This window comes from Candidatus Spongiihabitans sp., assembly GCF_965237845.1.
Lineage (GTDB): Bacteria > Pseudomonadota > Gammaproteobacteria > Arenicellales > Poriferihabitantaceae > Spongiihabitans.
On sequence record NZ_OZ250154.1, the window covers coordinates 1,787,871 to 1,813,948 of the forward strand.

Annotated in this window: 24 protein-coding genes; 4 read left to right on the forward strand and 20 right to left on the reverse strand. The window is 47.8% G+C overall.

Going from position 1 to position 26,078, the window contains the following annotated elements; translation table 11 throughout:
- Positions 1-65: 65 nt before the first annotated feature.
- The 15 genes from cmk to ACPXXB_RS08605 all read right to left on the reverse strand — a co-directional run bounded on the left by cmk (position 66) and on the right by ACPXXB_RS08605 (position 17,131).
- Positions 66-749 (reverse strand): (d)CMP kinase, encoded by a 684-nt coding sequence (gene cmk, locus ACPXXB_RS08535; RefSeq protein WP_423906579.1) that lies wholly within the window; start codon positions 747-749, stop codon positions 66-68.
- Positions 750-759: 10 nt separating this feature from the next.
- On the reverse strand, positions 760-2,103 hold the full coding sequence (gene aroA, locus ACPXXB_RS08540) for a 3-phosphoshikimate 1-carboxyvinyltransferase (protein ID WP_423906582.1): 1,344 nt from the start codon (positions 2,101-2,103) through the stop codon (positions 760-762).
- A 307-nt stretch (positions 2,104-2,410) separates the two neighbouring features.
- A complete protein-coding gene (locus tag ACPXXB_RS08545; protein WP_423906584.1) occupies positions 2,411-2,641 on the reverse strand; it encodes a hypothetical protein in 231 nt (76 codons plus the stop codon).
- 97 nt (positions 2,642-2,738) lie between these two features.
- The gene (locus ACPXXB_RS08550) at positions 2,739-3,032 is read right to left on the reverse strand and encodes an AzlD domain-containing protein (protein ID WP_423906587.1); all 294 of its coding nucleotides are present in this window, start codon (positions 3,030-3,032) and stop codon (positions 2,739-2,741) included.
- Entirely contained in the window at positions 3,029-3,742 is a 714-nt protein-coding gene (locus tag ACPXXB_RS08555) for an AzlC family ABC transporter permease (RefSeq protein WP_423906590.1), read from the reverse strand. The genes ACPXXB_RS08550 and ACPXXB_RS08555 overlap by 4 nt, the downstream gene beginning before the upstream one ends.
- Before the next feature lie 350 nt (positions 3,743-4,092).
- Positions 4,093-4,971, reverse strand: coding sequence for a prephenate dehydrogenase (locus ACPXXB_RS08560; RefSeq protein WP_423906593.1), 879 nt, complete (start codon positions 4,969-4,971; stop codon positions 4,093-4,095).
- A gap of 62 nt (positions 4,972-5,033) precedes the next feature.
- The gene (gene pheA / locus ACPXXB_RS08565) at positions 5,034-6,119 is read right to left on the reverse strand and encodes a prephenate dehydratase (protein WP_423906596.1); all 1,086 of its coding nucleotides are present in this window, start codon (positions 6,117-6,119) and stop codon (positions 5,034-5,036) included.
- Positions 6,120-6,145: 26 nt separating this feature from the next.
- Entirely contained in the window at positions 6,146-8,764 is a 2,619-nt protein-coding gene (gene gyrA, locus ACPXXB_RS08570; RefSeq protein ID WP_423906598.1) for a DNA gyrase subunit A, read from the reverse strand.
- Between the two features lie 220 nt (positions 8,765-8,984).
- The gene (gene hflX, locus ACPXXB_RS08575) at positions 8,985-10,286 is read right to left on the reverse strand and encodes a ribosome rescue GTPase HflX (protein WP_423906599.1); all 1,302 of its coding nucleotides are present in this window, start codon (positions 10,284-10,286) and stop codon (positions 8,985-8,987) included.
- A 196-nt stretch (positions 10,287-10,482) separates the two neighbouring features.
- The gene (gene hfq / locus ACPXXB_RS08580) at positions 10,483-10,761 is read right to left on the reverse strand and encodes an RNA chaperone Hfq (protein WP_423906601.1); all 279 of its coding nucleotides are present in this window, start codon (positions 10,759-10,761) and stop codon (positions 10,483-10,485) included.
- Positions 10,762-10,979: 218 nt separating this feature from the next.
- Positions 10,980-11,897: a tRNA (adenosine(37)-N6)-dimethylallyltransferase MiaA gene (gene miaA, locus ACPXXB_RS08585; RefSeq protein WP_423911076.1), complete on the reverse strand. Its 918-nt coding sequence runs from the start codon at positions 11,895-11,897 to the stop codon at positions 10,980-10,982.
- Between the two features lie 22 nt (positions 11,898-11,919).
- Entirely contained in the window at positions 11,920-13,809 is a 1,890-nt protein-coding gene (gene mutL / locus ACPXXB_RS08590; protein WP_423906604.1) for a DNA mismatch repair endonuclease MutL, read from the reverse strand.
- A gap of 52 nt (positions 13,810-13,861) precedes the next feature.
- A complete protein-coding gene (locus ACPXXB_RS08595) occupies positions 13,862-15,034 on the reverse strand; it encodes an N-acetylmuramoyl-L-alanine amidase (RefSeq protein ID WP_423906606.1) in 1,173 nt (390 codons plus the stop codon).
- Complete coding sequence (gene tsaE, locus ACPXXB_RS08600) at positions 15,031-15,534, reverse strand: tRNA (adenosine(37)-N6)-threonylcarbamoyltransferase complex ATPase subunit type 1 TsaE (protein WP_423906609.1); 504 nt, start codon at positions 15,532-15,534, stop codon at positions 15,031-15,033. The genes ACPXXB_RS08595 and tsaE overlap by 4 nt, the downstream gene beginning before the upstream one ends.
- A gap of 85 nt (positions 15,535-15,619) precedes the next feature.
- A complete protein-coding gene (locus ACPXXB_RS08605) occupies positions 15,620-17,131 on the reverse strand; it encodes an NAD(P)H-hydrate dehydratase (RefSeq protein WP_423906611.1) in 1,512 nt (503 codons plus the stop codon).
- Positions 17,132-17,557: 426 nt separating this feature from the next.
- Between ACPXXB_RS08605 and ACPXXB_RS08610 the strand changes: the two genes are divergently transcribed.
- Together ACPXXB_RS08610 and ACPXXB_RS08615 are read left to right on the forward strand one after the other, a co-directional pair.
- Positions 17,558-17,899: a hypothetical protein gene (locus ACPXXB_RS08610; protein ID WP_423906614.1), complete on the forward strand. Its 342-nt coding sequence runs from the start codon at positions 17,558-17,560 to the stop codon at positions 17,897-17,899.
- Between the two features lie 158 nt (positions 17,900-18,057).
- Positions 18,058-18,363: a hypothetical protein gene (locus ACPXXB_RS08615; RefSeq protein ID WP_423906617.1), complete on the forward strand. Its 306-nt coding sequence runs from the start codon at positions 18,058-18,060 to the stop codon at positions 18,361-18,363.
- Positions 18,364-18,557: 194 nt separating this feature from the next.
- On the opposite strand, the gene ACPXXB_RS08620 is transcribed toward ACPXXB_RS08615, so the two are convergent.
- Positions 18,558-18,887, reverse strand: a complete 330-nt coding sequence (locus ACPXXB_RS08620) for a hypothetical protein (protein ID WP_423906619.1) — start codon at positions 18,885-18,887, stop codon at positions 18,558-18,560.
- Between the two features lie 159 nt (positions 18,888-19,046).
- Here ACPXXB_RS08620 and queG point away from each other — a divergent pair, with 159 nt between their 5' ends.
- A complete protein-coding gene (gene queG, locus ACPXXB_RS08625; protein ID WP_423906622.1) occupies positions 19,047-20,129 on the forward strand; it encodes a tRNA epoxyqueuosine(34) reductase QueG in 1,083 nt (360 codons plus the stop codon).
- Positions 20,130-20,318: 189 nt separating this feature from the next.
- Here the strand turns inward: queG and ACPXXB_RS08630 are convergent, their stop codons facing one another.
- On the reverse strand, positions 20,319-22,058 hold the full coding sequence (locus ACPXXB_RS08630) for a trypsin-like peptidase domain-containing protein (protein WP_423906625.1): 1,740 nt from the start codon (positions 22,056-22,058) through the stop codon (positions 20,319-20,321).
- 49 nt (positions 22,059-22,107) lie between these two features.
- On the reverse strand, positions 22,108-23,787 hold the full coding sequence (gene ggt / locus ACPXXB_RS08635; RefSeq protein ID WP_423906627.1) for a gamma-glutamyltransferase: 1,680 nt from the start codon (positions 23,785-23,787) through the stop codon (positions 22,108-22,110).
- A 198-nt stretch (positions 23,788-23,985) separates the two neighbouring features.
- Between ggt and ACPXXB_RS08640 the strand changes: the two genes are divergently transcribed.
- Positions 23,986-24,546, forward strand: a complete 561-nt coding sequence (locus ACPXXB_RS08640; protein WP_423906630.1) for a hypothetical protein — start codon at positions 23,986-23,988, stop codon at positions 24,544-24,546.
- A gap of 65 nt (positions 24,547-24,611) precedes the next feature.
- Here the strand turns inward: ACPXXB_RS08640 and orn are convergent, their stop codons facing one another.
- Positions 24,612-25,157, reverse strand: coding sequence for an oligoribonuclease (gene orn, locus ACPXXB_RS08645; RefSeq protein WP_423906631.1), 546 nt, complete (start codon positions 25,155-25,157; stop codon positions 24,612-24,614).
- Positions 25,158-25,175: 18 nt separating this feature from the next.
- The gene (locus tag ACPXXB_RS08650; RefSeq protein ID WP_423906633.1) at positions 25,176-25,991 is read right to left on the reverse strand and encodes a class I SAM-dependent methyltransferase; all 816 of its coding nucleotides are present in this window, start codon (positions 25,989-25,991) and stop codon (positions 25,176-25,178) included.
- Between the last annotated feature and the right edge of the window lie 87 nt (positions 25,992-26,078).

Consider the following 26,078-nt stretch of genomic DNA (forward strand, 5'->3'; position numbering starts at 1 on the left):
ATTCGCCTTTGCCTTTCGACTGACTTTAATTGAACTCGGTATGTTTTCAGTCAATTTATAGCCATTTATGTCATTTGTTTAATCGCGCTGCGTACCAGTGTCATTACTTGTGAGACAACAACTTCAATATTCAAATTTGTTGTATCCAACATAACCGCATCTTCGGCAGGTTTTAACGGAGAAATTACCCGATTCGCATCACGCGCATCGCGTTCAGATATTTCCTTAAAAAGCTGTGAGATATTAACATCAAAACCTTTGTCTCTCAACTGCCTGAAACGCCTTTGTGCACGCGCCTCGGCACCGGCGGTCAGGAATATTTTACAGGTTGCATTGGGAAATACCACGCTTCCCATATCCCTGCCATCCGCCACTAAACCGGGAGACTGTGCCCGGCTTCTTTGCCAGATCAGCAGTTTTTCCCGAACACTGCGAATCGGTGCGACCATTGATGCTCGTTTTCCCGCTTCTTCAGTGCGAATTTCATCCCCTATTTGTTCACCGCATAACCAAACAGAACCATTCCTGAACTCAATATCCAGGTTGTCTGCCAGTCCAATTAATTCCGTTTCATCTTCGAGATTAATATTATTCTTTGCAGCAACATACCCGATCACCCGGTAGAGGGCGCCGCTATCAAGATAATGCCAGCCCAGTTGTCGTGCCACCGCCAAAGCTATCGTGCCTTTGCCCGAACCACTTGGCCCATCGATTGCAACCACAGGCGCGCAATTCATTTTTGCTGTCATTAAATTTGTTTCAGTGGACCGCAATGTTTATTCCAGCTTGATTCGCCAGTTGGTAAAAATTTGGAAAAGAGGTTGCCACATTGTTACAATCTAAAACTTCAACATAGTCCAGCGCTGCCGCACCCGCTATCGAAAAAGCCATGGCTATGCGGTGATCACCACAACTTTGCACTCGCCCGCCAGTTAGTTTCCCTCCCTCGATAACCATGCCGTCAGAATTCTCCTTGACGTTTATGCCCAGCGCTTTAAGACCATTTACCAGACAATGAATACGGTCGCTTTCTTTAACCCGTAATTCCTCAGCATCAGAAATTCGAGTGACACCGACGGCACAGGCGGCCGCCACTGCGATCACCGAAATTTCATCGATAGCCAACGCAATATCATTTCCGCCGACATCACAACCTTGTAATTTGGAGCTCCTGACCACTATATCGGCAATCGGCTCGCCTCCGACATCGGATTGATTTTGCAGTTCAATCTGGCCGCCCATGCGTTGTAAAACATCCAAAACACCCGCACGGCTGGGATTCACCCCTACCCGTTGCAAAACCAACTCGCTTTTTGGTGTTATCAATGCCGCCAGAATGAAAAATGCCGCCGAAGATAAATCCGCGGGAACTTCTATTTCACGGGCAAACAATTCTCCTCCGCCTTGAATAGTTACCATATGCTCGATTTTTCGGCTGATTTTTTGATCAATCTTTAGCACTGAGTAGCCAAACCCTTCCAGCATACGCTCGGTATGATCCCGAGTGGTTGCCGTTTCGATAACCGAAGTGCGACCTTTGGCGTATAACCCGGCCAGCAGGATGGCGGATTTCACCTGCGCCGAAGCCATTGGCGTGGCGTATTCAATCCCCCGAAGCGGATTAGTGCGCGGCTCAACCGCAGTAATGTTCAACGGCGGTTTGCCGTCTGCGGATTCAATATGCGCACCCATGCGCATGAGCGGGTCGATTATTCTTCCCATAGGTCGTTGGTTCAGTGAGTCATCGCCCCTCAGCGTAGTTGACCAGGGCTGTGCGCAAAGCAATCCCGTTAATAACCGCAATGCGGTGCCGGAATTGCCCAGGTCAAGACTGCCGACGGGTTGCGCCAGACCGTGCAAACCGTTGCCCTGAATTTCGTAATTGTTGTCATCAGGTTGGTTGCTTGCTCGGGCAATGTTAATCCCCATTGCACGAAATGCTTGAATGGTCGCCAGCACGTCCTCGCCTTCCAATATGCCTGAGACCCGAGTCACGCCATTGGCAATGGCGCCGAAAATTACCGCACGGTGTGAAATTGATTTATCCCCGGAAACTTTGATTCGACCTTGCAGGCCGGAACAAGGACTGACCAAAAATTTCATGGCAAAAATTTCATATGCAACGACGTTCTCAGAGGTGGGCCGAAAACCTTTTAACACAGGTTAGTCGTGTGATGTAACTCATTCGTTCAATAATATAGTGATCTTCGGCAAGTCAGAACACGATTTATTGACGCCCCTGATGGGCATCTTGTTCCGCCTCTGATAAGCCACTCACAACGCTTTTATTTTTGGTCGTTCTAATGCGCCAGGTTCTAATGCGCCAGGTTTTAATACACCAGGTTTAAATACGATGAACCCTTTGCCTGATTCAAAAGTACCTGATCAAACTTACAAACAACGTCATTTTTTATAAATTCCCTTCATTAATTTTTCTGTGAAAAAACAGCTGCCGCCCCTTGTTCTTGCTCGCCAATGGTTCAGCAAAATTTGTTGGGGTTCGTGCCTCACACCAACCCACGATTTTTTTATGCTCTACCACAAGCAAGTCTGCAAATGCGCGTTGGGCGGTTTGTTTGCAGGACAGTTTGGGTTGTTCTTGGTTGTTGTCCGGATGTTTTTCATTTTCCCAGATTGGCATAATTTGAGCAGGGCTGGAACCAGTTTAAAACCACCCAAGTCTATCCAGTAGTGAATGTGGCGAGTGTGAATTGCGAAACTTGACCCTGTAATTCTTTCTACAAAGACACATACAAGACCGTTCCAATGACTATGCTCCACAGCAGCCCCAATGGTTTGAATATCAAGACAAGCGCGGCTATGGAAATAATCGCAGGATATAAGTCGTGCGTGATTTCTTGATTTATGCAATAAATCATTAGATTAACAAAGACCGCAATCGGCAGGATTGTTTTTATGTTATTTTGTGTCTTATCAGAAAAATCAAAAGAAACAAATGCGGGTAAAACCCTGACAATAAAGCTTATGCCGAATAATATAACGATGCCAATGACAACGCGGCTCTCATTCATGCTTCCACTCGTGTTCCAGCGTATCTGCTCAGTATGATGTAACTAACTGCGATGCTGGGAAGCCAGAAATACTTGGGGCCAATGAATACGATGCACAATACTGATACGCCAAAGCACACCGCCACCGCGCACAACTTTCGATAATTAAAAGTATGTTTGGCGCGTCTCTCGTCAATAAACGCAAAAATATTATCCAAACTCAAAAGTATTAAAATTGCGCTGATTGGAAATGTCAGCCCGGTCAAAATTTCTTTGGCGGTCATTGGCAGAACGCCCGACAGCAGGACCCCGCATGATGTGGATAGCGTCCAGAAAACCACGACCGATAGCCGTATAATCGTTTTTTCTTTGGTGCTGTCTTCTTTTCGTTCCACCGCATATGACTCATCGGCAAGCCAGTGCGACAAAACCATTTTTATGAAAGCGCTGCCAGAAATGGAACTGGAAGCGGATAGCGACATCGGAATATATCTGAGATTGATGCCTAGAATGATTAAAAACACCGTAAAGTATTCAATATGCTCGTTGTCTGGGTGGGCAAAGCCTAGATAGGTAAATTGCCCGCTTCCTGTAAACCCGATCAAACTCATAAAAAAAATATCCAAAAAACTCCAGTCCGCCTGACCCGCGAGAATTCCAAAAAGAAACCCAATCGGAGAAAGCGCTAACACAACAGGCATAATTCTTGAAAATGTTTTTTGATTGGTCATGCGTAATTCAACCTCAGTCGAGGCATGGGCAATTAGCGCTGCTATTCCTCATCACATTCATTTTAGGCGTGTTTGCATTATTAGGACCGATTAAATAAATACCTTCATCGGTCAAAACATTCATCAGAAAGTCATCACGTTACGGAACCAATTCCGCAAACACTGCATAATATTACATTTAAACAGCGCAAAATCAAATTACAGTACAGAAATTAATTTGCCGCCCCCAGAAAACAACTTAACGTCCCTTGCTGTTCAATAACGCGCGCATTATCCAGGATCACTATTAAATCCCGATAGACTCACTACCCCACTTCATCGGGGTGCTCATCTTGTTCGAGTATCCGCGTTTATTCAAACTTTCGTTTTTCCGTAACCAGAGCGCGTGCGCGTTTCGCTGAAGCATACAAATCTTCGATTGCCTTTTGTTCGCCCGCATCAATCATTGTGGCGACGTTATCCAGTCGCTTTTTAAACTTCTCAATGTGTTCGAGTAAATGGCGCTTATTCATTATCGAAATGTCGCGCCACATTTCAGGGTCGCTGGATGCGGTGCGGGTAAAATCATAAAAACCGCCCGCTGCCATCTCGTAACAGCGTTCCGATTCTGGAGAAGTGGACAGAAAATTCATCATCACATAAGCCAATACATGCGGCAGGTGACTGGTGATCGATAATATTCGGTCGTGCTCCGATACAGTCATCGATTTCACTTCGGCACCGGTGGTCTGCCACATTTTCTTAATGGCCAGACATGCTTCAGAATCAGTTTCTTCAGTTGGAGTCAGAATAACCTTGTGATTTTCGAATAAATCAGCGGTTGCAGCCGCGATACCCGATTTTTCCTTCCCAGCAACCGGGTGACCCGCTACAAAGCGGTTAAATCGGTTTCCCAATGCGCGTTTAGCCTGCTCAACGATCCCGCTCTTAACACTGCCCACATCAGTAACAATTTTGTTGTCATCCATCATCGGCGCAATGATTGCGAAAAGTTCGGCGATGGTATTGACCGGCGTTGCCAGCACAATAACATCGGCGTGGCCAACTGCCTGTTGCAGATCGGACTGGATTTCGTCGATCGCCCCGAGCGACAGTGCCGTGTCCAAATTCACCCGCGAGCGTCCTACGCCGATGACCCGACCGACTGCACCAGCCTGCTTCAATGCCATTGCCAGGGAGCCGCCAAGCAAGCCGACGCCAACAATAGCAAGAGTCTGAATATGATTCAACGATTGTCCGTTCAAAAGTTCAGTCCAGGTTATTGGCCGGAATATTGGTCGGGATATTGAAATTAAACAGATGCGGGATAAGAACCGAGATTCTTAAACAAGCCGGCCTCGACTTTTAGTTCTGCCAACGCCTTTGCCACATGTTTTTCTTCTTGATGTCCCAAAATATCAATAAAAAAGACATAGTCCCAGAGTCCAAATTTGGAGGGCCTGGATTCAATTTTGGTCATGTCAATCTGCCCATCCAGCAAAGGTTGCAATAAATGCAGCAATGCGCCGGGGCGACTTCGGCAGGACAACAACAAACTGGTTTTATCATTACCGCTCGGTGGTGTGGCGCGGTTGGACAATACTAAAAACCGGGTGGTGTTACCGGATTCATCCTCAATGTTTGCCGCTACAATTTTTAACTTGTACCGTTCCGCAGCGACAGCGCCAGCAATGGCGGCGGCGGATTTTTCCGTAGTCACTCTTTTAGCCGCATCCGCATTACTGCTGGCCGGGATTAATTCCGCTTGAGAACAATTTTTATCTATCCAGCGTTTGCATTGCCCCAAAGACTGGGTATGTGCATATATTTTTTTTACCTGCCTGAGGTCATTCTCAATACTCAGCAAATTATGATGAATCTGTAAATTAATTTCACCGCAGATGGTTAGCGGTGTGTTCACCAGACGGTCCAGCGTCCCGGTCACTCCGCCTTCAGTCGAATTTTCAACCGGCACCACAGAAAAATTGGTGTGCCCGGTTTCAGTCGCCCTAAAAATCTCATTGATGGTAGGGAAATCGACAATGGCGATGGCGCTGCCGAAATGGTGTCGAGCGGCGGCTTCGGTATAAGTGCCAGCCGGGCCCAGTACAGAAACCGATAACCCTGCCTCGATGCCCCTGGTAATGGACATAATTTCCCTGAACAATGATTCCAGAGAACTATCCTGCAACAATCCGTCATTCAAATTTCGCAATCGACTCAGAACCTGGGCTTCCCGTTCCGGTCGGTAAAATGCCGGCAGCATCAATGTGGTTTTGATTTGAGCAATAGATTGCGCGGCGCTTAACCGCTGATTCATTAATCGAAGGATATGCACATCGATTTTGTCGATATTATTCCGGAAAGCGTTAAGTTTCTTATTGGTTTCTTTGGTCAAGGTTTAGCCTGCTATTGGTTGAAGCCTCAATGAATGGGCGTTTCTTGATGCGGTTCTTCTTCATCGGTATCGACATCCTCAACTTTACTTACGCTGACCAATCTTTCGTTATTTTTCAGTGAAATCAATCTTACTCCCTGGGTATTTCTACTCAGGACCGAAATTTCCGCAACCTCGGTACGAATCAGGATACCACCATCGGTGATCAACATAACTTCATCGGATTCATTAACGATGTGCGCGCTTACAACTATGCCATTTCGACCGGACGTTTTTATAGCGATAACGCCCTTGCCGCCCCGGTTTTTACGAGGAAAATCTGAAATCAGAGTGCGCTTTCCGTAGCCATGTATTGTGCAAGCCAGAATTGCCGACTCCGAGACAGCTTGTTCACCGCTACCATTTGCCTCGCTGACATTTGCCGCGGGCAACACCATCAATGAAATGACATTTTGACCTTTATCCAAACGCATCCCCCTTACCCCTTTTGCCGTGCGCCCCACCATTCGGATATCATTTTCCGAAAACCGTGAAGCTTTTCCCGCATCGCTAATTAACAGAAGATCTTCAATGCCAGTGGTTAAAGCAACGCCTATCAAGTGATCATCCTGCTGTAGATTTACCGCAATGATTCCATTGCTTCGGGGTCGAGAAAAATCATTTAAGCGGCATTTTTTAATAATGCCCAAGGCCGTCGCCATAAGAATATTTACCCCCTCTTCATAACCCTTGATCGGCAGTATTGCGGTTACTTGTTCGTCTGCATTCAAGGGCAGTAGATTGACTAATGGCTTGCCACGGGCCTGACGCCCGGCTTGCGGAAGTTGGAACACCCTCAGCCAATAGACCTTGCCCATATTGGAAAAACACAATATAGTGTCATGGGAATTCGCCACAAACATTCGACTCACAAAATCTTCTTCTTTGGTTCGGGTAGCGATCCTGCCTTTGCCGCCTCGTTTTTGTGTGCTGTAATCCGAGACCGGCTGTGACTTCGCATAACCTTCGTGGGAGATGGTGACCACCACTTCTGCTTCGGGAATTAAATCTTCCATGGATAAATCGATCTCACCCTCAATAATTTCCGTGCGGCGCGCATCATTATAGCGATCGCGAATATCCTGTAATTCTTCCCGAATCACTTCCACTAATCGATCCGGGTTGCTTAGAATTTCCAGCAATGCCAAAATTTCATCGATGATTGCAGCATATTCCTTGTGAATTTTTTCCTGTTCGAGACCGGTCAGTCGATGCAGCCGCATATCCAGGATTGCCTGAGCCTGTTGCGGCGACATTTGATAGCCTGCCTCTGTCATGCCATACTTTTTATCCAGGTCGTCTGGACGGGATAAATTTATATCCCTGCCTGACAGCATTTCAGCCACCGCACCCGATTCCCAGGTTTTGCTCAGTAGATTTTCCTTTGCTTGGGCCGGGGTTTGGGCGGCTTTAATCATCGCAATAACAGGATCTATATTGGTTAGCGCGACCGCAAGACCTTCGAGAAGATGTGCGCGGCCGCGAGCTTTTCTGAGTTCAAATACCGTTCTGCGGGTAACGACTTCTCTGCGGTGCTTGGTGAATTCAGTTAGTATTTCCTTAAGGTTAAACACATTGGGTTGATTTTTGCTCAACGCCACCATGTTGATGCCGAATACGGTTTGCAACTTGGTTTGCTTGTACAAATTATTCAAAACCACTTCCGACTGTTCACCCCTTTTTATTTCAACCACCATGCGCATGCCTGATTTATCGGATTCATCGCGTATGGCGGAAATGCCTTCAATTTTTTTGTTCTTAACCAACTCGGCAATTTTTTCCATCAATCTGGCCTTGTTCACCTGATAAGGCAACTCATGGACAATGATTGCCTCACGACCGCTACTGCTGGTTTCGATTTCGGTACGCGCACGCACATAAATTCGGCCTCGCCCGGTTTCATAGGCTTGCCTGATTCCACCATGGCCATTGATGATTCCGGCGGTCGGGAAATCCGGGCCAGGCATATACTCCATTAATTCCGCAATGCTGATGTCGCTGTTATCCATCAGCGCAAAACAGGCATCAATCGTCTCGCCAAGATTATGCGGCGGAATGTTTGTTGCCATTCCCACCGCGATACCGGTAGAACCATTGACCAACAAGTTTGGCACCCGGGTCGGCAAAACCAGAGGCTGAGTTTCCGTCTCATCGTAGTTCGGGCCAAAATCCACGGTCTGTTTATCAAGATCAGCGAGTAATTCGTGTGAAATACGTGCCAATCGAATTTCAGTGTAGCGCATTGCCGCCGGCGAATCGCCGTCCACCGAACCAAAGTTACCCTGGCCATCGACCAGCATATAGCGCATGGAAAAATTCTGTGCCATGCGAACAATGGTGTCATAAACCGCCGTATCTCCGTGAGGATGATACTTGCCGATGACATCCCCGACCACCCGAGCAGACTTTTTATAGGCCTTATTCCAGTCATTTCCAAGGACGAACATGGCGTACAACACCCGGCGATGAACCGGTTTTAGTCCGTCGCGAATATCGGGCAAGGCACGCCCGACGATGACGCTCATGGCATAGTCGAGGTAGGATTGCCGCATCTCTTTTTCCAGATTGGCTGGAAGCATTTCTTTTGCGAATGGCGTTTCTATCATAGCGGCGAAATTGTGTTTCCAGCCGATCTCAGGATGGCAACTAAAAATAGGTACAAGTTATTGATTTTATGAAATAAATTCAGAGTTTAATCAAGCGCAAACAGGGTCAGGCAAAGCTAAAGCTTAAAAGCGAAATTTTATCACATATGGTGCGCGAAACGCACTCAAACAAGCGAATAATCAGAACAAAATGGAGGTATGAGTTACGTGGCAGCGACCGCTACTTTATAGTCATACCATCCGTCATGCCCTCAATCGCTGCATCCGTCTCTGCATCCGCAATCTGGTCCCACAATCCATCGTATTGCCGTTGGGATTCCAGCCACCCGCGCACGGCCGGCTGCATTTTTACTTTCATAGTGATCGCGCCACTTTCATCCACTTCCTCGTTAATGACTTCGCAGCGCGTAAACAACTTGGAACGCAGCGCGCCGGCCTGGGGTTTTAAGTTAATTAAATAATATCGATGTTCCTGACTTAAAAGCGCCGCCAACGCCTGTTGCACAAACTCGACTCCGGCACCCGTTTCAGCGGACAACCATATCTTGTCGACCCGTTGTTGACCGTTATATTGAATTGTTTTCACCGTGTCTCCGGTTAAATCTATTTTGTTATTAACATGAATAACCGGGATACCTTTGGCGCCGATTTCATCCAGCACCTGTTGGACGTGGCAGCCGAGCTCCAGATGGTCTGGATCAGACACATCGCTGACCAGAAGCAAACAAGTCGCACTGGCAACTTCCTCTAAAGTGGAATGGAATGCGGCCACCAGCGTATGGGGTAATTGGCGCACGAAACCAACGGTGTCTGAAAGGACTATTGGTCCGAAACCGGGTAATTCCACACGCCGCATGGTGGCATCCAAAGTGGTGAACAAGTTATTCTCAACCCGCACATCGGACCCGGTTATGGCATTGAATAACGATGATTTTCCCGCATTGGTATAGCCAACCAGGGAAACAGTGGGAATGGGGGTGCGATGACGCGCCCGCCGACGCAATGAACGTTGGGCTTCCACCTTGCCAAGGCGACCGGTTAATGTCTTTATTCGCGCGCCTATCAGCCGACGATCGGTCTCCAGTTGGGATTCACCGGGGCCACGCAGACCAATACCGCCTTTTTGCCGTTCCAGGTGGGTCCAGCCTCGAACCAAACGGGTGGATAGGTGTTTCAGTTGAGCCAGCTCCACCTGCAGCTTGCCTTCGCTTGAGGTGGCTCTTTGCGCGAAAATATCCAGAATAAGACCAGAACGATCAAGCACCCGGCACTGAACAATACGTTCAATATTTCTTTCCTGGACTGGACTGATAGCGTGGTCAAAAATCACCACGGTGGCATGATAATTCGCTGCCATTTCACCCAATTCTTCGGCTTTCCCCTTGCCCATAAAGGTGGCGGCAACCGGCTTGGCGCGCACCGCAATAAATACCCCGCAAACATCCGCGCCCGCAGAGATTGCCAGATCGCTGAGTTCCCTCAGTGGCCCAGGATCATGAACGCTATCATGTGCTGCCGCCATATATGGTCGCTGAACCTGGCACACCAGAATCGCCCGCTCTGTCTGATCGAAGTTACTGCGACCGTGGTCTATATACCTAAACAGGGCGCGCTATCTCCATTAAATTTTTCGCGTAAATTTTTCGGCCACACAAATCCTAGCCTGTACCGCTTAAATTGCCAGCAAGCATTATGCGCGACAATTTAATCGTTTCCGGTTAATCGTTTCCGGGATTTTCTTCAAATTCAGAATTGTAGTCATCTTGTTCGTTTTCATGGGCGATGCGCACGGTTCGGGCTGGAACAATGGTTGAAATCGCGTGCTTATAAATCATTTGATTGACAGTATTACGCAATACAATCACAAATTGATCAAATGATTCGATTTGCCCTTGAAGTTTTATACCGTTTACTAAAAATATAGATACCGGGATTCGTTCTTTTCTTAAAACATTCAAAAATGGATCTTGCAAGGCCGTTCCTCTTAGTTGTGCCATTATAATTACCTTTATTATTGTCAGTAGTATTAATTTGAGGTTTCAGCTTCGGCAAATACGGTTCTGCCGTAACAGACCTGACGCAATAAATCTGAATATCAGCTGCTCCCCATTTATAATTTAAATAACCCATTATGTTGTTAGTATAAGCCCACGGCCAGGCTTTATCAAATGAAAACACCCGACTTTTCTGTTGGTGAGTTTCAACCGCATTCCTGTCATTCAAATACGCTACCCAAATAGACCAGCATGGCGTCAACAGTTTTAGGATGACAACTATCAAACCACACCAGGTTCGACTGATTGCGCAACCAGGTTAATTGACGCTTTGCCAATTGTCGGGTTGCCGCAATTCCATTATCCACCATTTGTTGATGACTCACCTTGTCAAACAGGTAATCCAACACCTGGCGGTAGCCCACCGTGCGCATAGCGGTCAGGCTTGCCGGATCTTCCAAATCATGGATTAGCGCTTTTACTTCATCGATCAGGCCTTGGTCCAGCATGCGCAAATATCGCTGTTCGATTTTCCGGTGCAAAAATTTCCGGTCTGCGGTGAACAACGTGATTTTAACAACAGGATTCTCAAGCCTGCCGAGGTGCGCCGAACGCCTGGAGTGCGTTGTCAATTGGGACGGCGGAACATTGGTCAATCGATATAACTCAATGGCCCGTTGTATCCGCTGCGAATCAGATGGAGAAATGCGCCTGGCCGAATCCGGGTCTATGGCCGCCAGTTGCTGATGCAGTGCCGCAAGTCCTTTTTCGCGAATTTCATTTTCGATCAATATTCTGGTATCCGAATCCGCAGAAGGAAGATTCGACAACCCATTTTCAAGGGCGGAAAAATAAAACATGCTGCCGCCGACCAGGAGCGGCGTGTTGCCTCGTTGGTGGATGTCATTTATCAAAACGCCTGCATCCTTGCAAAACTCGGCGGCTGAATAACGCTCATCGATGTTGCGCACATCTATCAGATGGTGGGGATAGGCATCGAGAAAGTTTTTATCGGGTTTTGCAGTGCCGATGTCCATGCCCCGATACACCTGAGCGGCATCAACGCTAATCAGTTCACATTTGAATTGATCGTAAATCCTCGCCGCCGTGTCTGTTTTTCCTGATGCGGTGGCACCCATCAAGAAAATTACAGCAGGTCGCTCAGCGTCCACGCATAAACCACTTATCAATTTCGCTCAATGAAACGCTCATCCAGGTCGGACGTCCGTGGTTGCATTGCCCCGAGCGTTCCACCGTTTCCATTTGCCTCAGCAGTGCGTTCATTTCTTCGATTTCGAGTTTCCGGTTAGCGCGAACGGAACCGTGGCAGGCCACGCTGGATAAAATTTCGAGTTGGGCGTCGGTAATTCGATCGCTGCTGCCATGCTCGATCAAATCCGAAAGCACATCTCTAATCAAGCGATCGATGTCGGCCCTGATTAATAACTCCGCTACCGAGCGAACCACTATCTTCTCTTCTCCTATCCTGTCAATCTCGAATCCAAGAGCCTTGAATTGTGAACAAAACGACTCCGCCGCATCCGCTTCAGTGTTGCTGACATTGATCTGCAAGGGCACCAACAACGGCTGGCTGTTTATCTGGTTATCATCCATTTGCTGTTTCAGCATTTCATAAGTAATCCTTTCATGGGCAGCATGCATATCAACCATAATCAATCCTTCCTGGTTTTCGGCGAGAATATATACCCCCTTCAATTGTGCCACGGCATAGCCAAGGGGCGGACCAGGGGCAGGAATGCCCTGATCACTTTGGTTATCGGACAGTTGAGTTGAGCATGACTGGAGCGGTGTCTTTTGGTTGATGTCGCCGGTATCAAAATGGTTCTGAACCTGTTGCTCGTGGGTCGCCCCGTGGGTCAGATGCGTCATGGTTTGGTAGGCCCGCAACTGCTCCCGAACCATCATTTTTATATTCTGCTGTACCGCACCTGAACCATATCCGCCCTTTTGGTTTGAACCCATTGGAACATTTTGGGGGGTTGGCAAATTAACCTCACTGGATTCCGGCGTTAGCTGTGCAATTGTCCGATGCAATGTACGATAAATATAGTCATGCACCGACCGGCTTTCCCTGAACCGAACCTCGCTTTTAGCCGGATGAACGTTAACATCCACCAGGTTAGGATCTATTGTAAAAAATAATACGAAGGCCGGGTGGCGACCGTGGTATAGCACATCGCTGTACGCACGACGCACTGCATGCGCAACCAGATTATCGCTAACCGAACGACCGTTTACGAAAAAATATTGCAGATCGCGTTGGCTCCTTGAAAATACCGGCAGCCCCATCCAGCCACTCAATGACATAACCTCAACATCATCTTCAAAGTAGATACATTGGCTGGCAAATGGTTTCCCGCAAATGCTGGCAATTCTTTTTTCTCTTTGAATTTCGTTGACCGCCGACAGGACATGAAAAGACTGCTTGCCATCGTGAGTGAAACTAATCTCCACATCAAAGTGGCTGAGCGCAATTTTGCGAATGACACTGTCGCAATGATTCAATTCAGTTTTTTCAGTACGCAAAAATTTTCTGCGGGCCGGCGTGTTATAAAATAAATCCTCAACTTCGACTGTGGTTCCCTGATGATGAGGCAGCGGTTTTGGCGACGATGCCGGCTTTCCGCCATGTATGGATATTTCATAGCCGCTTTCCTGTTCAGCCACTTTTGACTGTAATACCAATCTGGAAACCGCAGCAATACTAGGCAGCGCTTCACCGCGAAATCCCAGCGTGCCGACGCTAAACAGATCTTCGATTGCTGTTAGCTTACTGGTGGCATGTCTGGACAGTGCTAAAGCGAGTTGTTCTTTGGGTATTCCAAAGCCATTATCCTTAACCAAAATTCGTTTCAATCCGCCACGTTCTACCTGAATTTCAATTCGGGTAGAACCGCCGTCGATACTATTTTCAAGTAGTTCCTTTAATAGTGACGCCGGCCGTTCAACCACCTCACCGGCGGCAATTTGATTGATCAATTTGTCGTCAAGCTGGCAAATTTCTCGACGTTGAGTTTGGATATGCTTCATAAAATAGTTAATCTATAAAATAATCAAGCCATAAAATAATGACGTTGCAAAATCAGTTAAATAAATTTTCATTTTTGGTCAGGTAGCGTTTTATTCCCGATACCACGGCATTGACTATTCGATACTGATATTTCGAATTTTGCAACAATTTTTCTTCCGTGGGGTTGGTGATGTAAGCGGTCTCTATCAAAATCGAAGGAATATCAGGGGATTTTAATACTACAAAGCCAGCTTGCTCAACGCGCTTGCTGTGAACCCGACCAACATTTTTTAACTCACCCAAAACCTCCTGACCAAAACTAACACTTGCGCTCACTGTTTTAGTCATCGAAAGATCCAATAATACCTCTGCCAGCAAATCGTCCTTGTCCGCCAAACTCACGCCTCCGGCTAAATCAGACGAATTCTCCTTGTTTGCCAACCATCTTGCTGTTTCGCTGGATGCGCCACGCTGGGACAAAGCATATACGGAAGCACCTCTTGCATTTTTGTTTTTAAAGGCATCCGCGTGGATGGAAATAAAAAAATCGGCTTCAAGGTTTCGAGCAATTCGGGTACGTTTCCGCAAACCAACGTAATAATCTCCTTTTCGAGTGAGTTCGGCTCTCAGTGCTGGTTGTTTGTCAATTTGTGCTTTCAGTTTTTTGGAAATTTCCAACACTATATCTTTTTCCTTGGCTCTTCGTCCACGGGCACCGGTATCTTCACCGCCATGACCAGGATCAATTAAAACCAGCAACTCACTTTTTGGTTTTCGAGGTTGCCCTGAAATTGATTTGGGAATTGATCGGGTTACCGGCCTGGAAGGTTGATCCGCTTCTACCACGGCATCCTGATGATAGTAATCCACAACCAACCGATATTTGAAACTATCAACCGGTGTGAGTAACTGGATAAAGTAGCGTACCGGTTTATCGAGATCAAAAACCAGTCGCATGGTATCTGGTTTCGGGTAGCCAACACGAAGTTGTTTGATGAATTGTCCGCTAGCCCGCGCTGCCGGAACGGTGCCTTTTAATTTCGTATTCGGCAAATCAATCACTACCCGACCAGGACTTTTCAACGTGAAAACATTAAAGGTCACCTCCTTGTCCATGTCAAAAACAAACCGTGACCGCTCTGGGGCATGCCACATACGGATATTGTTCACCGCCGCCGCCTGGACCAGCCCACTATTACACAGCAACAGACTTACACTCAGTAGCGACCGATAGATTTTAGTCATAACCTAGGTTTGTTAAGATGCCGTTTGTTGTGTTGGTTGTGATTAGTTATGGCAACTTCGCGACCGACTTGAGCCCCGCAAGGGGATGCAAGCATATAGCGAATAACAATTTCATAGTCCGGATCAGGCAACACTCCAGCCCCGCGATCCGGCCATTCAATCAAGCTAATCGTCCCGGGTGTAATCATGTCCCGAATGCCAATCATCTCTAAATCTTCAGGACATTTTACCCGGTACAAATCGAAATGATAGACAGATCGTCGGTTAACAGTATAAGGTTCGACTAAAGTGTAAGTAGGACTGGTTACGATATCGTCAAACCCGAGCCCGGATAATATTCCTCGAACCAGAGTGGTTTTGCCTGCACCAATCTCCCCCGACAAAAACACGACACAGCCATGTTCAAGATTGCCGGGTAAAAAATTATCAGCTAAGCAACGACCCCATGAACGACCTAAGGCCAGCATTGCGCATTCATCCGAAATTTCAAGGTTAGGCATACGATTGCTTGAAAACTATTTTTATACTTTGCGGCTTTTGCACGAGCAGGGATTAAATACAGAAAATTAGTCAGCAGCAGAGCAATCAGTGCATAGACGATAGCGTTTCAGGCAGCGCATCGATGATATCCCCTGCCAACAGGCTTGCCATTCCAATTTTCCCGGCTATTTTATCGGCACACGTTGCATGCAACCAAACACCCGCTTGCGCGGCTTTGCCAAGGTCAAGATTACCAGAGTCAAGATTTTGACCGATTAGCGAACCGATAATTCCAGCCAGAACGTCGCCCGTGCCCGCACTGGCCATGCCGGGATTGCCGCGGTCGCATACACCGACCGCAGCGGACAAATCGGCAATCAAAGTGCCGGCCCCTTTGAGCACGCAAACACCACCAAATTGTTCGCCAATCGCCTTAACGGCGCCGATTCGATCTTTTTGAACGTCTGCAGTGGAACAGCCCAGTAATGTCGCCGCCTCTCCGGGATGCGGCGTAAGCACCCAATGGTCATGTTTTCCAGCATCACGTTTTCCAAAGGCATCAGCTAACAAGACTAATCCATCCGCATCAATCACCATAGGTTTTTGCAGCTCAATCAGACAATCAAAAATCTGCTTGCTCCAGTCACTCAGACCCATTCCAGGGCCAACAACGACGACATCGCTGTGCTCACATAATCGAGCAAAACCTGTTTCATTTTCAATACATTGGCTCATCAACTCGGGGCAATGCAGCGCCGGCATATCCAAATGCCGCTCAGTGCTTAAAACCGTTACCCGTCCACTGCCACAGCGCAGTGCCGCACGGCCGGCCAACAGCGCCGCTCCCAGCATCCCGTTATCGCCGCCCGCAATGATGATGTTGCCGTAGTCTCCTTTATGACTATCCGGCACTCTTTTTTTCAGTTCCGGCCTTGGTATGATTCTCGCTATGGGTTTTACACTTTTCTGAATATCTCCAGGCAGGTTTAAATCTTCAAATTTGATCCGACCACTGCAATTCTTTCCTTGACCGGTAAACAAACCGAATTTTTTCCCGATGAAGGTCACAGTCATCGCTGCTTTTATGCAGGGATCAAACGCAAAGCCGGTATCACTATCCAAGCCAGAAGGAATATCCAATGCCACCACAGGACAATCGGCCAGACAACTGGCTTGATTCGCAACACGTATCAGATCCGCATAGAATCCTGATGGCGCACGGTTCAACCCGGTTCCGAAAAGGCCATCAATGATCAGCCCGGCACTTTGAAGCACTTCAATATCGTTTGTATCGCTTGTTATAATGCTGCCGCCGCGGTCAACAAATTCATGGCAAACCTGAATTGCGTCCCTGGTTTTTGGCTCCGATGCCTGCACCACAACGACCTCTAAGCCAATAGCTTGTGCACATTTCGCCACCACATAGCCATCCCCGCCGTTGTTTCCTGAGCCACATAACACCACCATAGGTTCGACCCCGGAAAAGCACGCCATAATATTTGCAAACGCCCTCTCTCCCGCGGTTTTCATCAGCAATAGCCCGGAATACCCATATCGGTCGATGGCAATCCGGTCCATTTCCCTGGCCTGTTGGGAACTATAGAGATTGGATTTCAAAACTTATAAACCGTAATTTCACACATAATTTATTGTCCAGTTACAATTGAAAGTTCAGTACAGAAATTGTAGATTAAAAACCAACATCGGGTTCAGTATCGGCGAATATCGGCCATTTAATCGCATGTTCTTCCCCACCTTAAGTGTTCACCAATCCCCGCGCTATTATATATGATTCGCTTGTCTCGTTGGACTCGCCTGGTGTAGCATCCGGGATTTCCTGTCTGCGTGCGTACGGGTATTCCTATTAGTCCTGGCGTTGGGGTTTGCACCTCAACCTACCCCCCCAACCTACCCCGTTGCGATGGAGTAGAATAAAGGCAACAGCTCGTAGCTAATCGTCAAATTTTCATCGAAACTTGGCAACATCAAGGGCGCAAAGCTAATTTATCAAAAATAATCGTTATGCTTAACCGAGGCGTTGAGATGAAAACATGTAAAATTTCTGTAATTCTTTGTTTGTTTGTTACTTTGCTCGGCTGTGCAACAGGTTCATATATTCTGACTGGCGAAAGCATGCCTGCTATTAGTCCTGATATGGTGAAAATTTACCTTGAACCACCTTCGCAATACGAAACCATTGGAATAGTTGAGGCCTCTAGTGAGGTTGAATTTTCATCCCAAGCAGCACAGGATAGGACGATAAGCGAATTAAAAGCACAAGCAGCGAAAATTGGGGCTAATGGCGTGCTTTTTCTTGATATAGGAGATAAAATGGGCGAGACAAAAACCGCAAAAGGCAAAGCGATATTTGTGATACGGGAATAATCGTGTTCCACTGCATTTTAAGAGGAGATAGCAATGTCTGTGTATCAAACCATAACCAACCATTCTAGCGGACAGTCAAAACTACGCGCTTATTCGCTAACGTTCAAAGTTACTATGCTTTACCTGTTTGATGAGCTCAAGCATCAAGGGCTAATGGCATGAGCAAAAAAGAGTTAACCAGAAGATTGAATTCTGTGGGAAGGGAGGTCTTTGTGGAGTATTTTGATTTATTCAAGGACCATGCTGGCGGCATAATTACAAAAGAAGAAGCCATAGAAAGATTAGTGGCGGATAAGATCAGCAATGAGAATGGAGCAGACATTCGTTGCAGGAATGCAAAACTCATTTTTGAGGCAAATATGGAGTGTAAGGCAGTGGGGATGATTTGTGATAACTGGCGGGAAACCAAACTATCAAAAGATACTATTGACAAAGCAATGGAGTTACTCCAAGACTGCCCTTAACAAACATTTAAACAGACTCCCGTGGCATCCCCGAACTTAGTGGCGCCTTTCGCAGGAACGACAAAAAGGATGGGGCAGAGGGCAGAATAGGCGTAAATAGTGCGACTCTTATCCGACGGAGACCCCCGCCCGCCGCAATTAGCCGATGAGTTGCAAGGTTCCCTTGAAGATCATTTTCAGCGCGATATAACCGATCATCGCCAGACCAACGTAGTCAGGCCCACTCTTAAAGCGGCGCGATAGATTTGAGAGCTTGCACGGATTGAATGGTATCGACCACGGTTAATGGCCTGTTTTCCGAATTGGTCATGCACAGCAGTCCCACCACTAGGCCCCAGCGTCGGTACTAAAATCGCCGCCAATAAAAACCAGTATTGAGTGGAAGCCGGTTGGCGGCTCTCCCCTGTTACCCAGAGCAGCTCATTACCAATCTCGATAACTTCGATAAATAAAACCGACGCAAGAGAGACAACAACGCCCGTCAGAACTCCAAATACCGTGATTAAGATAATACATTTAAACATGTACAAAATCTTACCGCTATTATGCTCAATCGAAATATTTCACATTACAATAGGATTTTGCAGCCCATGACTCAAACCATGACTCAAAATAATTGCTCCAAAATATTTACTCAGTGAATCACGCGCCTGCCGTATTATTGCCGTATTATTTGGTGAGGCATGAAAGATCAAAACCTTAAACAGTTGGCCGAACAAATTAAGCGTTGGGGCGCTGATTTAGGCTTTGCCCATACCGCAATTTCTGATATCGACTTATCGCAGAGCGAACATCGTTTGGCGCAATGGTTGGCGAATAAATTTCATGGTGAAATGACCTATATGTCTGTCCATGGCGCTAAAAGAAGCCGCCCGGCCGAATTGGTGCCTGCAACATTAAGGATTATCACGGTGCGAATGGATTATTTAAATGAAGAAATGCAGGATGCGGAACAAGTTTTAAACCAACCGGATAAAGCATATATCTCCCGCTATGCGCTGGGTCGGGATTATCACAAAGTTATCCGCAGTCGCTTGCAAAAACTCGCCAATAAAATTTCAGGCGCAGTTGGCGAATTTGGTTATCGCGCATTTTGCGACAGCGCCCCGGTGATGGAAAAAGCCCTGGCAGAAAAATCCGGGCAGGGCTGGTTAGGGAAGCACACCAATATCATCAATCGCGAACAAGGTTCATGGTTTTTCCTCGGGGAGTTGTACACCGACATTCCTCTGCCGGTCGATGAAGCGGCTACCAACCATTGTGGAAGTTGCCAGGCCTGTATTGAGGTATGCCCGACCGATGCCATCGTAGCGCCTTACCAACTGGATGCCCGTCGATGTATTTCCTATTTGACCATCGAATTGCACGGCGCCATTCCGGTGGCGTTTCGCAAAGCCATAGGCAATCGAATTTACGGCTGCGATGACTGCCAATTAGTCTGTCCATGGAATCGCTATGCGAAATTAGCCGTTGAGCCTGATTTCCAAACTCGACACGGATTGAATAATCGCTCACTGGTGGAATTGTTTAATTGGGATGAAGATACTTTTCTGAAAAATACGGAAGGCTCGGCGATCCGGCGAATCGGATATGTTCGCTGGTTAAGAAATATCGCAGTCGCGCTCGGAAACGCGCCTCGCTCGGAAAATATTATTGACGCATTGAAACGCCGTCAGAATCATCCGTCCGAGTTGGTGTGCGAACATGTGGCTTGGGCGTTGCAATGCCAGGGGCAGGATGGTCATGGGCAGGGCAATGCAGTGTGACCCTATTTATGGGGTAGTATTTATGGGGTATTCTGGGGAAACAGTATTGAATTACAGAATTGATTAGGCGTTAAGTATTGTGCCGCCAGAATTCCCGCTGTGCAATGTGAGACCTGACCCGGTATTTATTGCCGGTATTTATTACATGGCTTCAGCGATTTTACATCCTCTTCAATGTTCGCGGACGCTTCAATACTCCAGCACTAAGTCCGAGGGAATAGCGAAGCCGATGCCTTCGGTGCTTTCATCGGCGATTTTCGCAGTCATAATGCCGATCAAATTTCCTTCGCTATCAAACAAGCCACCCCCCGATGAGCCGGGTGATATGGCCGCATCGGTCTGGATAATCCGATAACCGTCGATTTCCCGCAGTTGCGAAACCAGACCGAAAGACAACGACAAATCCAACCCCAGGGGCGCGCCCAAGCCATACACATCTTCACCCACTCTTAGTGTTCCATATTTACGCACCGTTGCCGGCACACCCCACAAGCCGACAACATCCAGCAGGCAAAAATCCTTATCTTCATCGGCATGGCGGATGATTGCGGGAAAAGCGGAATCCGTATCCACCCGACGATTCGCGGATTTATACACGATAATATCGCCGCCCTCATTCACAACATGACAATTAGTAGCCACGATGTTGGGGCGGATGATCACGCCGCTGCCCTGACCATCGCCGTTAATAATAATGACAACCGACCGCCAGGCATTCTCGAATACTTTCTCGGCGACACTCGCGCCGTTAGGCGGCTTTGCAAGCGCGATATTTACGCCAACTGCGGAGGTTTCCGCGATTTCCTGTTTAGAGTTGTCAATGGCTTCCATTCGCCGCGCCGCCTCTTTTTGCGCCGAGCGGATTTCGGCTTGGGATAAATAATCGTGCCAGTTTAACTTGCGTAAACTATCCGCCGCATCTTGATCGCCGTTTGCCTTGGCGATTGAATGCCAGATATATGCCTCGCGTTCGTCCGTGATAACACCTTCGCCGTTCCAATACGAAACGCCCAAATTATATTGCGCTATCGTCTCTCCTTGCTCCGCCGCCTTGCGATACCAGCGCACCGCCTCGCGTTCGTCCGTGATAACGCCTTCGCCGTTATTGTAGGCATAACCCAAATTAGTTTGCGCCCGCGCATACCCTTGCTCCGCCGCCAGGCGATACCAGCGCACCGCCTCGCGCTTATCCTGAGCAACGCCTTCGCCGTTATTGTAGGCATAACCCAAATTATATTGCGCCTCCGCATACCCCTGCTCCGCCGCCTTGCGATACCAACGCACCGCCTCGCGCTTATCCTGAGCAACGCCCTCGCCATTCCAGTAGGCATTACCCAAATTATTTTGCGCCCACGCATTCCCCTGCTCCGCCGCCAGGCGATACCAGCGCACCGCCTCGCGCTTATCCTGAGCAACGCCTTCGCCGTAATCGTAGGCATTACCCAAATTATATTGCGCCCACGCATCCCCCTGCTCCGCCGCTAGGCGATACCAGCGCACCGCCTCGCGCTTATCCTGAGCAACGCCTTCGCCGTTCCAATATAAAATGCCCAAATTATTTTGCGCGTCCGCATCCCCCTGCTCCGCCGCTAGGCGATACCAGCGCACCGCCTCGCGCTTATCCTGAGCAACGCCTTCGCCGTAATCGTAGGCATAGCCCAAATTATATTGCGCGTCCGCATACCCTTGCTCGGCCGCCTTGCGATACCAGCGCACCGCCTCGCGCTTATCCTGAGCAACGCCTTCGCCGTAATCGTAGGCATAACCCAAATTAGTTTGCGCCCACGCATCCCCCTGCTCCGCCACCGCGCGCCATTTCTCAACTTGTTCGGTTGAAATTTGCGCGGCGGCGGGAGCAAACGCTATGGTTGCCACTAAAGCAACTAAGCCAAAAATACGAAATATCCGCGTTTTCATCATTGTTTTCATTATCGACCAGAATTTCTATTATCAACCAAAACAATCTTTTGCAGATTGTTTACGGCAGCACCTTGGCCTGCCCTTCTCCACGACCATCCGATGCCGCGGTAATTTCACCGCTGTCCCGGTCCACAATCACCACCTGCATATTTCCCCACTTCCGGTTAACCGGTTTGAATTTATGGCCTCTGGCTTCAAGCGCGGCGATAGTTTGTTCCGACAGGGCGCCGGGCTCGTATTGAATGACATCAGGAAGATATTGGTGGTGATATCGTGGTCGCCCAACAATTTCCTGGGCGATTGCCTGATTGATAGAGTGAGTATCGGCGCGCCGATGAAATTTCAACGCGCTGAGCAATACCATCGATATTATTCGACTGCCGCCCGGCGTTCCCAGCACGGCGATACGATTAGCGGTTTCTAAAAATGTAGGGCTCATGCTGGACAACATGCGTTTACCAGGTTCAATCGCATTGGCACGAGCGCCAACCAATCCATAGACATTGGGTTGCCCGGGTTTGGCTGAAAAGTCATCCATTTCGTCGTTTAATAACACGCCCGTTCCAGTCGGCGCTACCCCGGATCCAAATGGGTAGTTAATTGATAAGGTCGCCGCAACCCGATTACCTTGGTCATCAACCACAGAAAAATGGGTGGTATCCTGCCCGTTCTGCCGATCCACCCAGGTCGGTGCGAGTTGTGCGCTAGGGGTCGCCCGGTCCATGCGTAACGATTGATTCAAACCGTTTGCGTATTGCCTGTCATTCAGCATCTTGGTCGGCACTTCGACAAAATCCGTATCCCCCATGTACTCGGCGCGATCTCTGTAGGCACGCCGCATCGCTTCCACGGTAACATGGGTAAAATCCACATCGTCCATGGATTCAATATCGTAGTTGGACAAAATATTCAGACTCTCGGCCAGCACCAAACCACCGGAGGAAGGCAATGCTGCCGAGGTCACGGTCATGCCGTTGTACTCGACCACGACAGGCTGCCTGACTGCCACCTGATATTCAGCCAGATCTTGCAAACTCCAAATTCCCCCTGATTGCTTAACGCCTTGCACCAATTTTTCCGCAATATCCCCGGCGTAAAAGCCATCGTGACCCTGTACCGCCAGGGTGCGTAACGTTTTGGCAAGATCATTTTGCACAATGCGAGCACCGATTTCAGGCACTTTTCCATCAATCAAAAATATTTCCGCCGCCCCAGAGAAAGCATTAATGGCATCAATACGATACTCAATATTTTTCCGATAGCGCTGCCCAACCTCAAATCCATTCGTGGCGGCGTCAATGGCGGGTTGCAAAGAAACCCTCAAAGGCAAGGCGCCATAATGTTTCCCCAGCCATACCAAGGCAGCCGGTTGGCCGGGAATACCCGCCGCCAATGCACCAGAGATGGACAAATTCGGCACCACATTTCCCTGTTCATCCAAGTACATGTCGTGGGTCGCCGCCAGCGGGGCTTTCTCCCTGCCGTCGAGCATGATCGACTTATCTTGGTCGGCATCGTAGAGCAACCAGAATCCACCGCCACCCATGCCGGAGCTGGCAGGCTCAACAACCGCCAGCGTAGCGGTTATTGCAATGGCAGCATCAAAAGCATTCCCCCCTAACTCCAGCATTTTTATGCCTGCTGCCGTTGCGATTGGATGCGCGGTGGCAACCCCTGACGCAGCCAATGCGTTGTGACAGAAAAGGCCGAGTACTAATACGATTATTTTCAATTTCATTATGAGCAGGTATTTAGATATTATGAATTACGCATATAATCCCACATCGTCATTATGTATGTTGATTTTTCCTCGTGGACAGGCCAGTTTGTGAGGAAGCAATCTGCAAAAACTGTGAACAATGACAATATTTCGAGCCAGCCACACACATAAGTGAAAGTCTTTTATCTATTAAACTGTTAGACATAGGAATCGTTAATGAAAATAGCTTGCCTCGGGTGGGGATCTTTAGTCTGGGACCCAAGATCGATCCCAATTCTCGGAGAATGGTTCAATGATGGCCCAATTCTCCCGATTGAATTTGCTCGTGAGTCTTCGGATGGGAGAATAACACTTGTGATTGCAGCCGTGGGGTATCGAGTACAATCATTATGGTCATTAATGTCATCGGCAAACATAGAAGAAGCAAAAAAAGCACTAGCTGAACGTGAAGGGATATCTGACGCTAATATACAGCATTCGATAGGCTGTTGGGATGGGGAAACGAGTAAGTTACTTGGCAGATGTGCTGATGTAATTGGCGCATGGGCAGAGCGCAATAATATTGATGCGGTTGTATGGACCAATCTTAAATGTGGATTCAAAGGGTCGCGAGGTGAAATGCCTACCTGTATTGAGATTACAGAGCATCTTCACTCATTGCCAGACGAAAAGAAAAAAGTGGCGAGAGAGTATATATGTAAAGCGCCCCTACAAATCGATACTGAATTCCGAAGGAAAATTCAAGCGGAGCTTGGTTGGGGGACTGTAAATATTTAGATGTAGCCCAGGTGGCGCGCGCATCGTTCCACATCACGCCCACGGTTATTGATCGGCTGGAAACCTTACGGCTGCCACTTTATAAATGTTTTTCGATAATATTTCAGCTCTTCGATGGACTCACGAATATCGTCCAAGGCTTTATGGGTATTCTGCTTTGAAAAACCATTCAACAGATCAGGGCGCCAACGCAATACCAATTCTTTCACGGAACTCACGTCGAGATTGCGGTAATGAAAGTAGGCTTCTAGACTCGGCATATAGTTCGCAAGGAATCGCCGGTCCTGGCAAATTGTATTTCCGCAGAGCGGAGAATGATTACCCGCAACATATTTTGAAATAAAATCAATGGTGCGCTGTTCGGCCTGTTTTTCATTGATTGTGGAGGCCCGAACTCGCTTAACCAAACCACTTTCGGTATGCGTTTTAGTATTCCACTTATCCATATCGGCTAAGCGTTTAAGCGACTGATAAATTGCCATAACCGGGCCTTCTGCAAGAATATTTAACTGCGCGTCGGTCGCAATAGAAGCGATTTCAATTATTCGATCATGCTCAGGCGACAACCCGGTCATTTCGAGATCTATCCAAACCAGATTTTGGGGATGCATATTTATTCCTAAAGATTATTATGAGTTAATTGATTGCCGCCAACAAGAGGCCGCTAATGTACCCGAATTGACCTGCGCCGCCTTGATATACGGTTTATAAATATCGAAGCGCACTAATTTACTTCGGGTTTCGCCTACCTTACCTGATGCTAAAGGCGCCGCATAGTGCGGCCGCTTGACCACCACGCGGTATTTCGCCCATGCCATTGCGCGCTCAAATAATTGCTGACTGTTTTCTTGTGCGCCGACAATATCTCTCAAAAGCATCAGCTGTTTTCTGGTTGCGGATTTTTTATTTTTCTCTGGATACATGGGATCAAGATAAATGACATCCGGGGATTGTGCAAGGCTGTCCAGCAGGTCGATGCTGTTCCCAGACATCAAGGTAAATCGCTTGCTTAAATTTGGGTCATCCATTTCTTGTGCCGCATGCGTCGCCAGTGCGACAACAATGCGGTTTTGCTCTATGGCGAGTACCTTTATACCGTGTCTGGCAATATGTAAGGCATCGGCGCACCACCCTGCTGTGGCATCGATAACCGACCGGGTATTTGCGCCAATTGCGCGCAGCAACGGGTCTTTGCCTTTACCGGGTCGCGCAATATTGAAATTCAGGCAAAATGGTTTTAGTTTTGGTTGGCATACCACACGCAAACTCAGCCCATCATGATTAATTTCAAGCAGAAATTTAGTATTGCGTAATTTAGTCCTGAGTAATTTAGTATCGAGTAGGTGTTCTTGTTCAATTATCGGTGCGTTCAAAAATTCCGCCAGCTGGTTAGCCAACTGGCGACTGGTGTCATCACATTTAATCGAAATCACTGTTTTTTGCATTGGTCGCATGCATAGAATGTTTTAATTAAGAGATAACTGTTAAAATTCTCCTTATCGATAGTGCTGTTCATCCGAGCAGTGTAACAA

Bases quoted from the DNA above. Each gene is read 5' to 3' on its own strand.
- cmk (WP_423906579.1), bottom strand. From the start codon at position 749: ATGACAGCAAAAATGAATTGCGCGCCTGTGGTTGCAATCGATGGGCCA.
- aroA (WP_423906582.1), bottom strand. From the start codon at position 2,103: ATGAAATTTTTGGTCAGTCCTTGTTCCGGCCTGCAAGGTCGAATCAAA.
- ACPXXB_RS08545 (WP_423906584.1), bottom strand. From the start codon at position 2,641: ATGCCAATCTGGGAAAATGAAAAACATCCGGACAACAACCAAGAACAA.
- ACPXXB_RS08550 (WP_423906587.1), bottom strand. From the start codon at position 3,032: ATGAATGAGAGCCGCGTTGTCATTGGCATCGTTATATTATTCGGCATA.
- ACPXXB_RS08555 (WP_423906590.1), bottom strand. From the start codon at position 3,742: ATGACCAATCAAAAAACATTTTCAAGAATTATGCCTGTTGTGTTAGCG.
- gyrA (WP_423906598.1), bottom strand. From the start codon at position 8,764: ATGATAGAAACGCCATTCGCAAAAGAAATGCTTCCAGCCAATCTGGAA.
- hflX (WP_423906599.1), bottom strand. From the start codon at position 10,286: ATGGCGGCAGCACATGATAGCGTTCATGATCCTGGGCCACTGAGGGAA.
- hfq (WP_423906601.1), bottom strand. From the start codon at position 10,761: ATGGCACAACTAAGAGGAACGGCCTTGCAAGATCCATTTTTGAATGTT.
- miaA (WP_423911076.1), bottom strand. From the start codon at position 11,897: ATGGGTGCCACCGCATCAGGAAAAACAGACACGGCGGCGAGGATTTAC.
- mutL (WP_423906604.1), bottom strand. From the start codon at position 13,809: ATGAAGCATATCCAAACTCAACGTCGAGAAATTTGCCAGCTTGACGAC.
- ACPXXB_RS08595 (WP_423906606.1), bottom strand. From the start codon at position 15,034: ATGACTAAAATCTATCGGTCGCTACTGAGTGTAAGTCTGTTGCTGTGT.
- tsaE (WP_423906609.1), bottom strand. From the start codon at position 15,534: ATGCCTAACCTTGAAATTTCGGATGAATGCGCAATGCTGGCCTTAGGT.
- ACPXXB_RS08610 (WP_423906614.1), top strand. From the start codon at position 17,558: ATGAAAACATGTAAAATTTCTGTAATTCTTTGTTTGTTTGTTACTTTG.
- ACPXXB_RS08615 (WP_423906617.1), top strand. From the start codon at position 18,058: ATGAGCAAAAAAGAGTTAACCAGAAGATTGAATTCTGTGGGAAGGGAG.
- ACPXXB_RS08620 (WP_423906619.1), bottom strand. From the start codon at position 18,887: ATGTTTAAATGTATTATCTTAATCACGGTATTTGGAGTTCTGACGGGC.
- queG (WP_423906622.1), top strand. From the start codon at position 19,047: ATGAAAGATCAAAACCTTAAACAGTTGGCCGAACAAATTAAGCGTTGG.
- ACPXXB_RS08630 (WP_423906625.1), bottom strand. From the start codon at position 22,058: ATGAAAACAATGATGAAAACGCGGATATTTCGTATTTTTGGCTTAGTT.
- ggt (WP_423906627.1), bottom strand. From the start codon at position 23,787: ATGAAATTGAAAATAATCGTATTAGTACTCGGCCTTTTCTGTCACAAC.
- ACPXXB_RS08640 (WP_423906630.1), top strand. From the start codon at position 23,986: ATGAAAATAGCTTGCCTCGGGTGGGGATCTTTAGTCTGGGACCCAAGA.
- orn (WP_423906631.1), bottom strand. From the start codon at position 25,157: ATGCATCCCCAAAATCTGGTTTGGATAGATCTCGAAATGACCGGGTTG.
- ACPXXB_RS08650 (WP_423906633.1), bottom strand. From the start codon at position 25,991: ATGCAAAAAACAGTGATTTCGATTAAATGTGATGACACCAGTCGCCAG.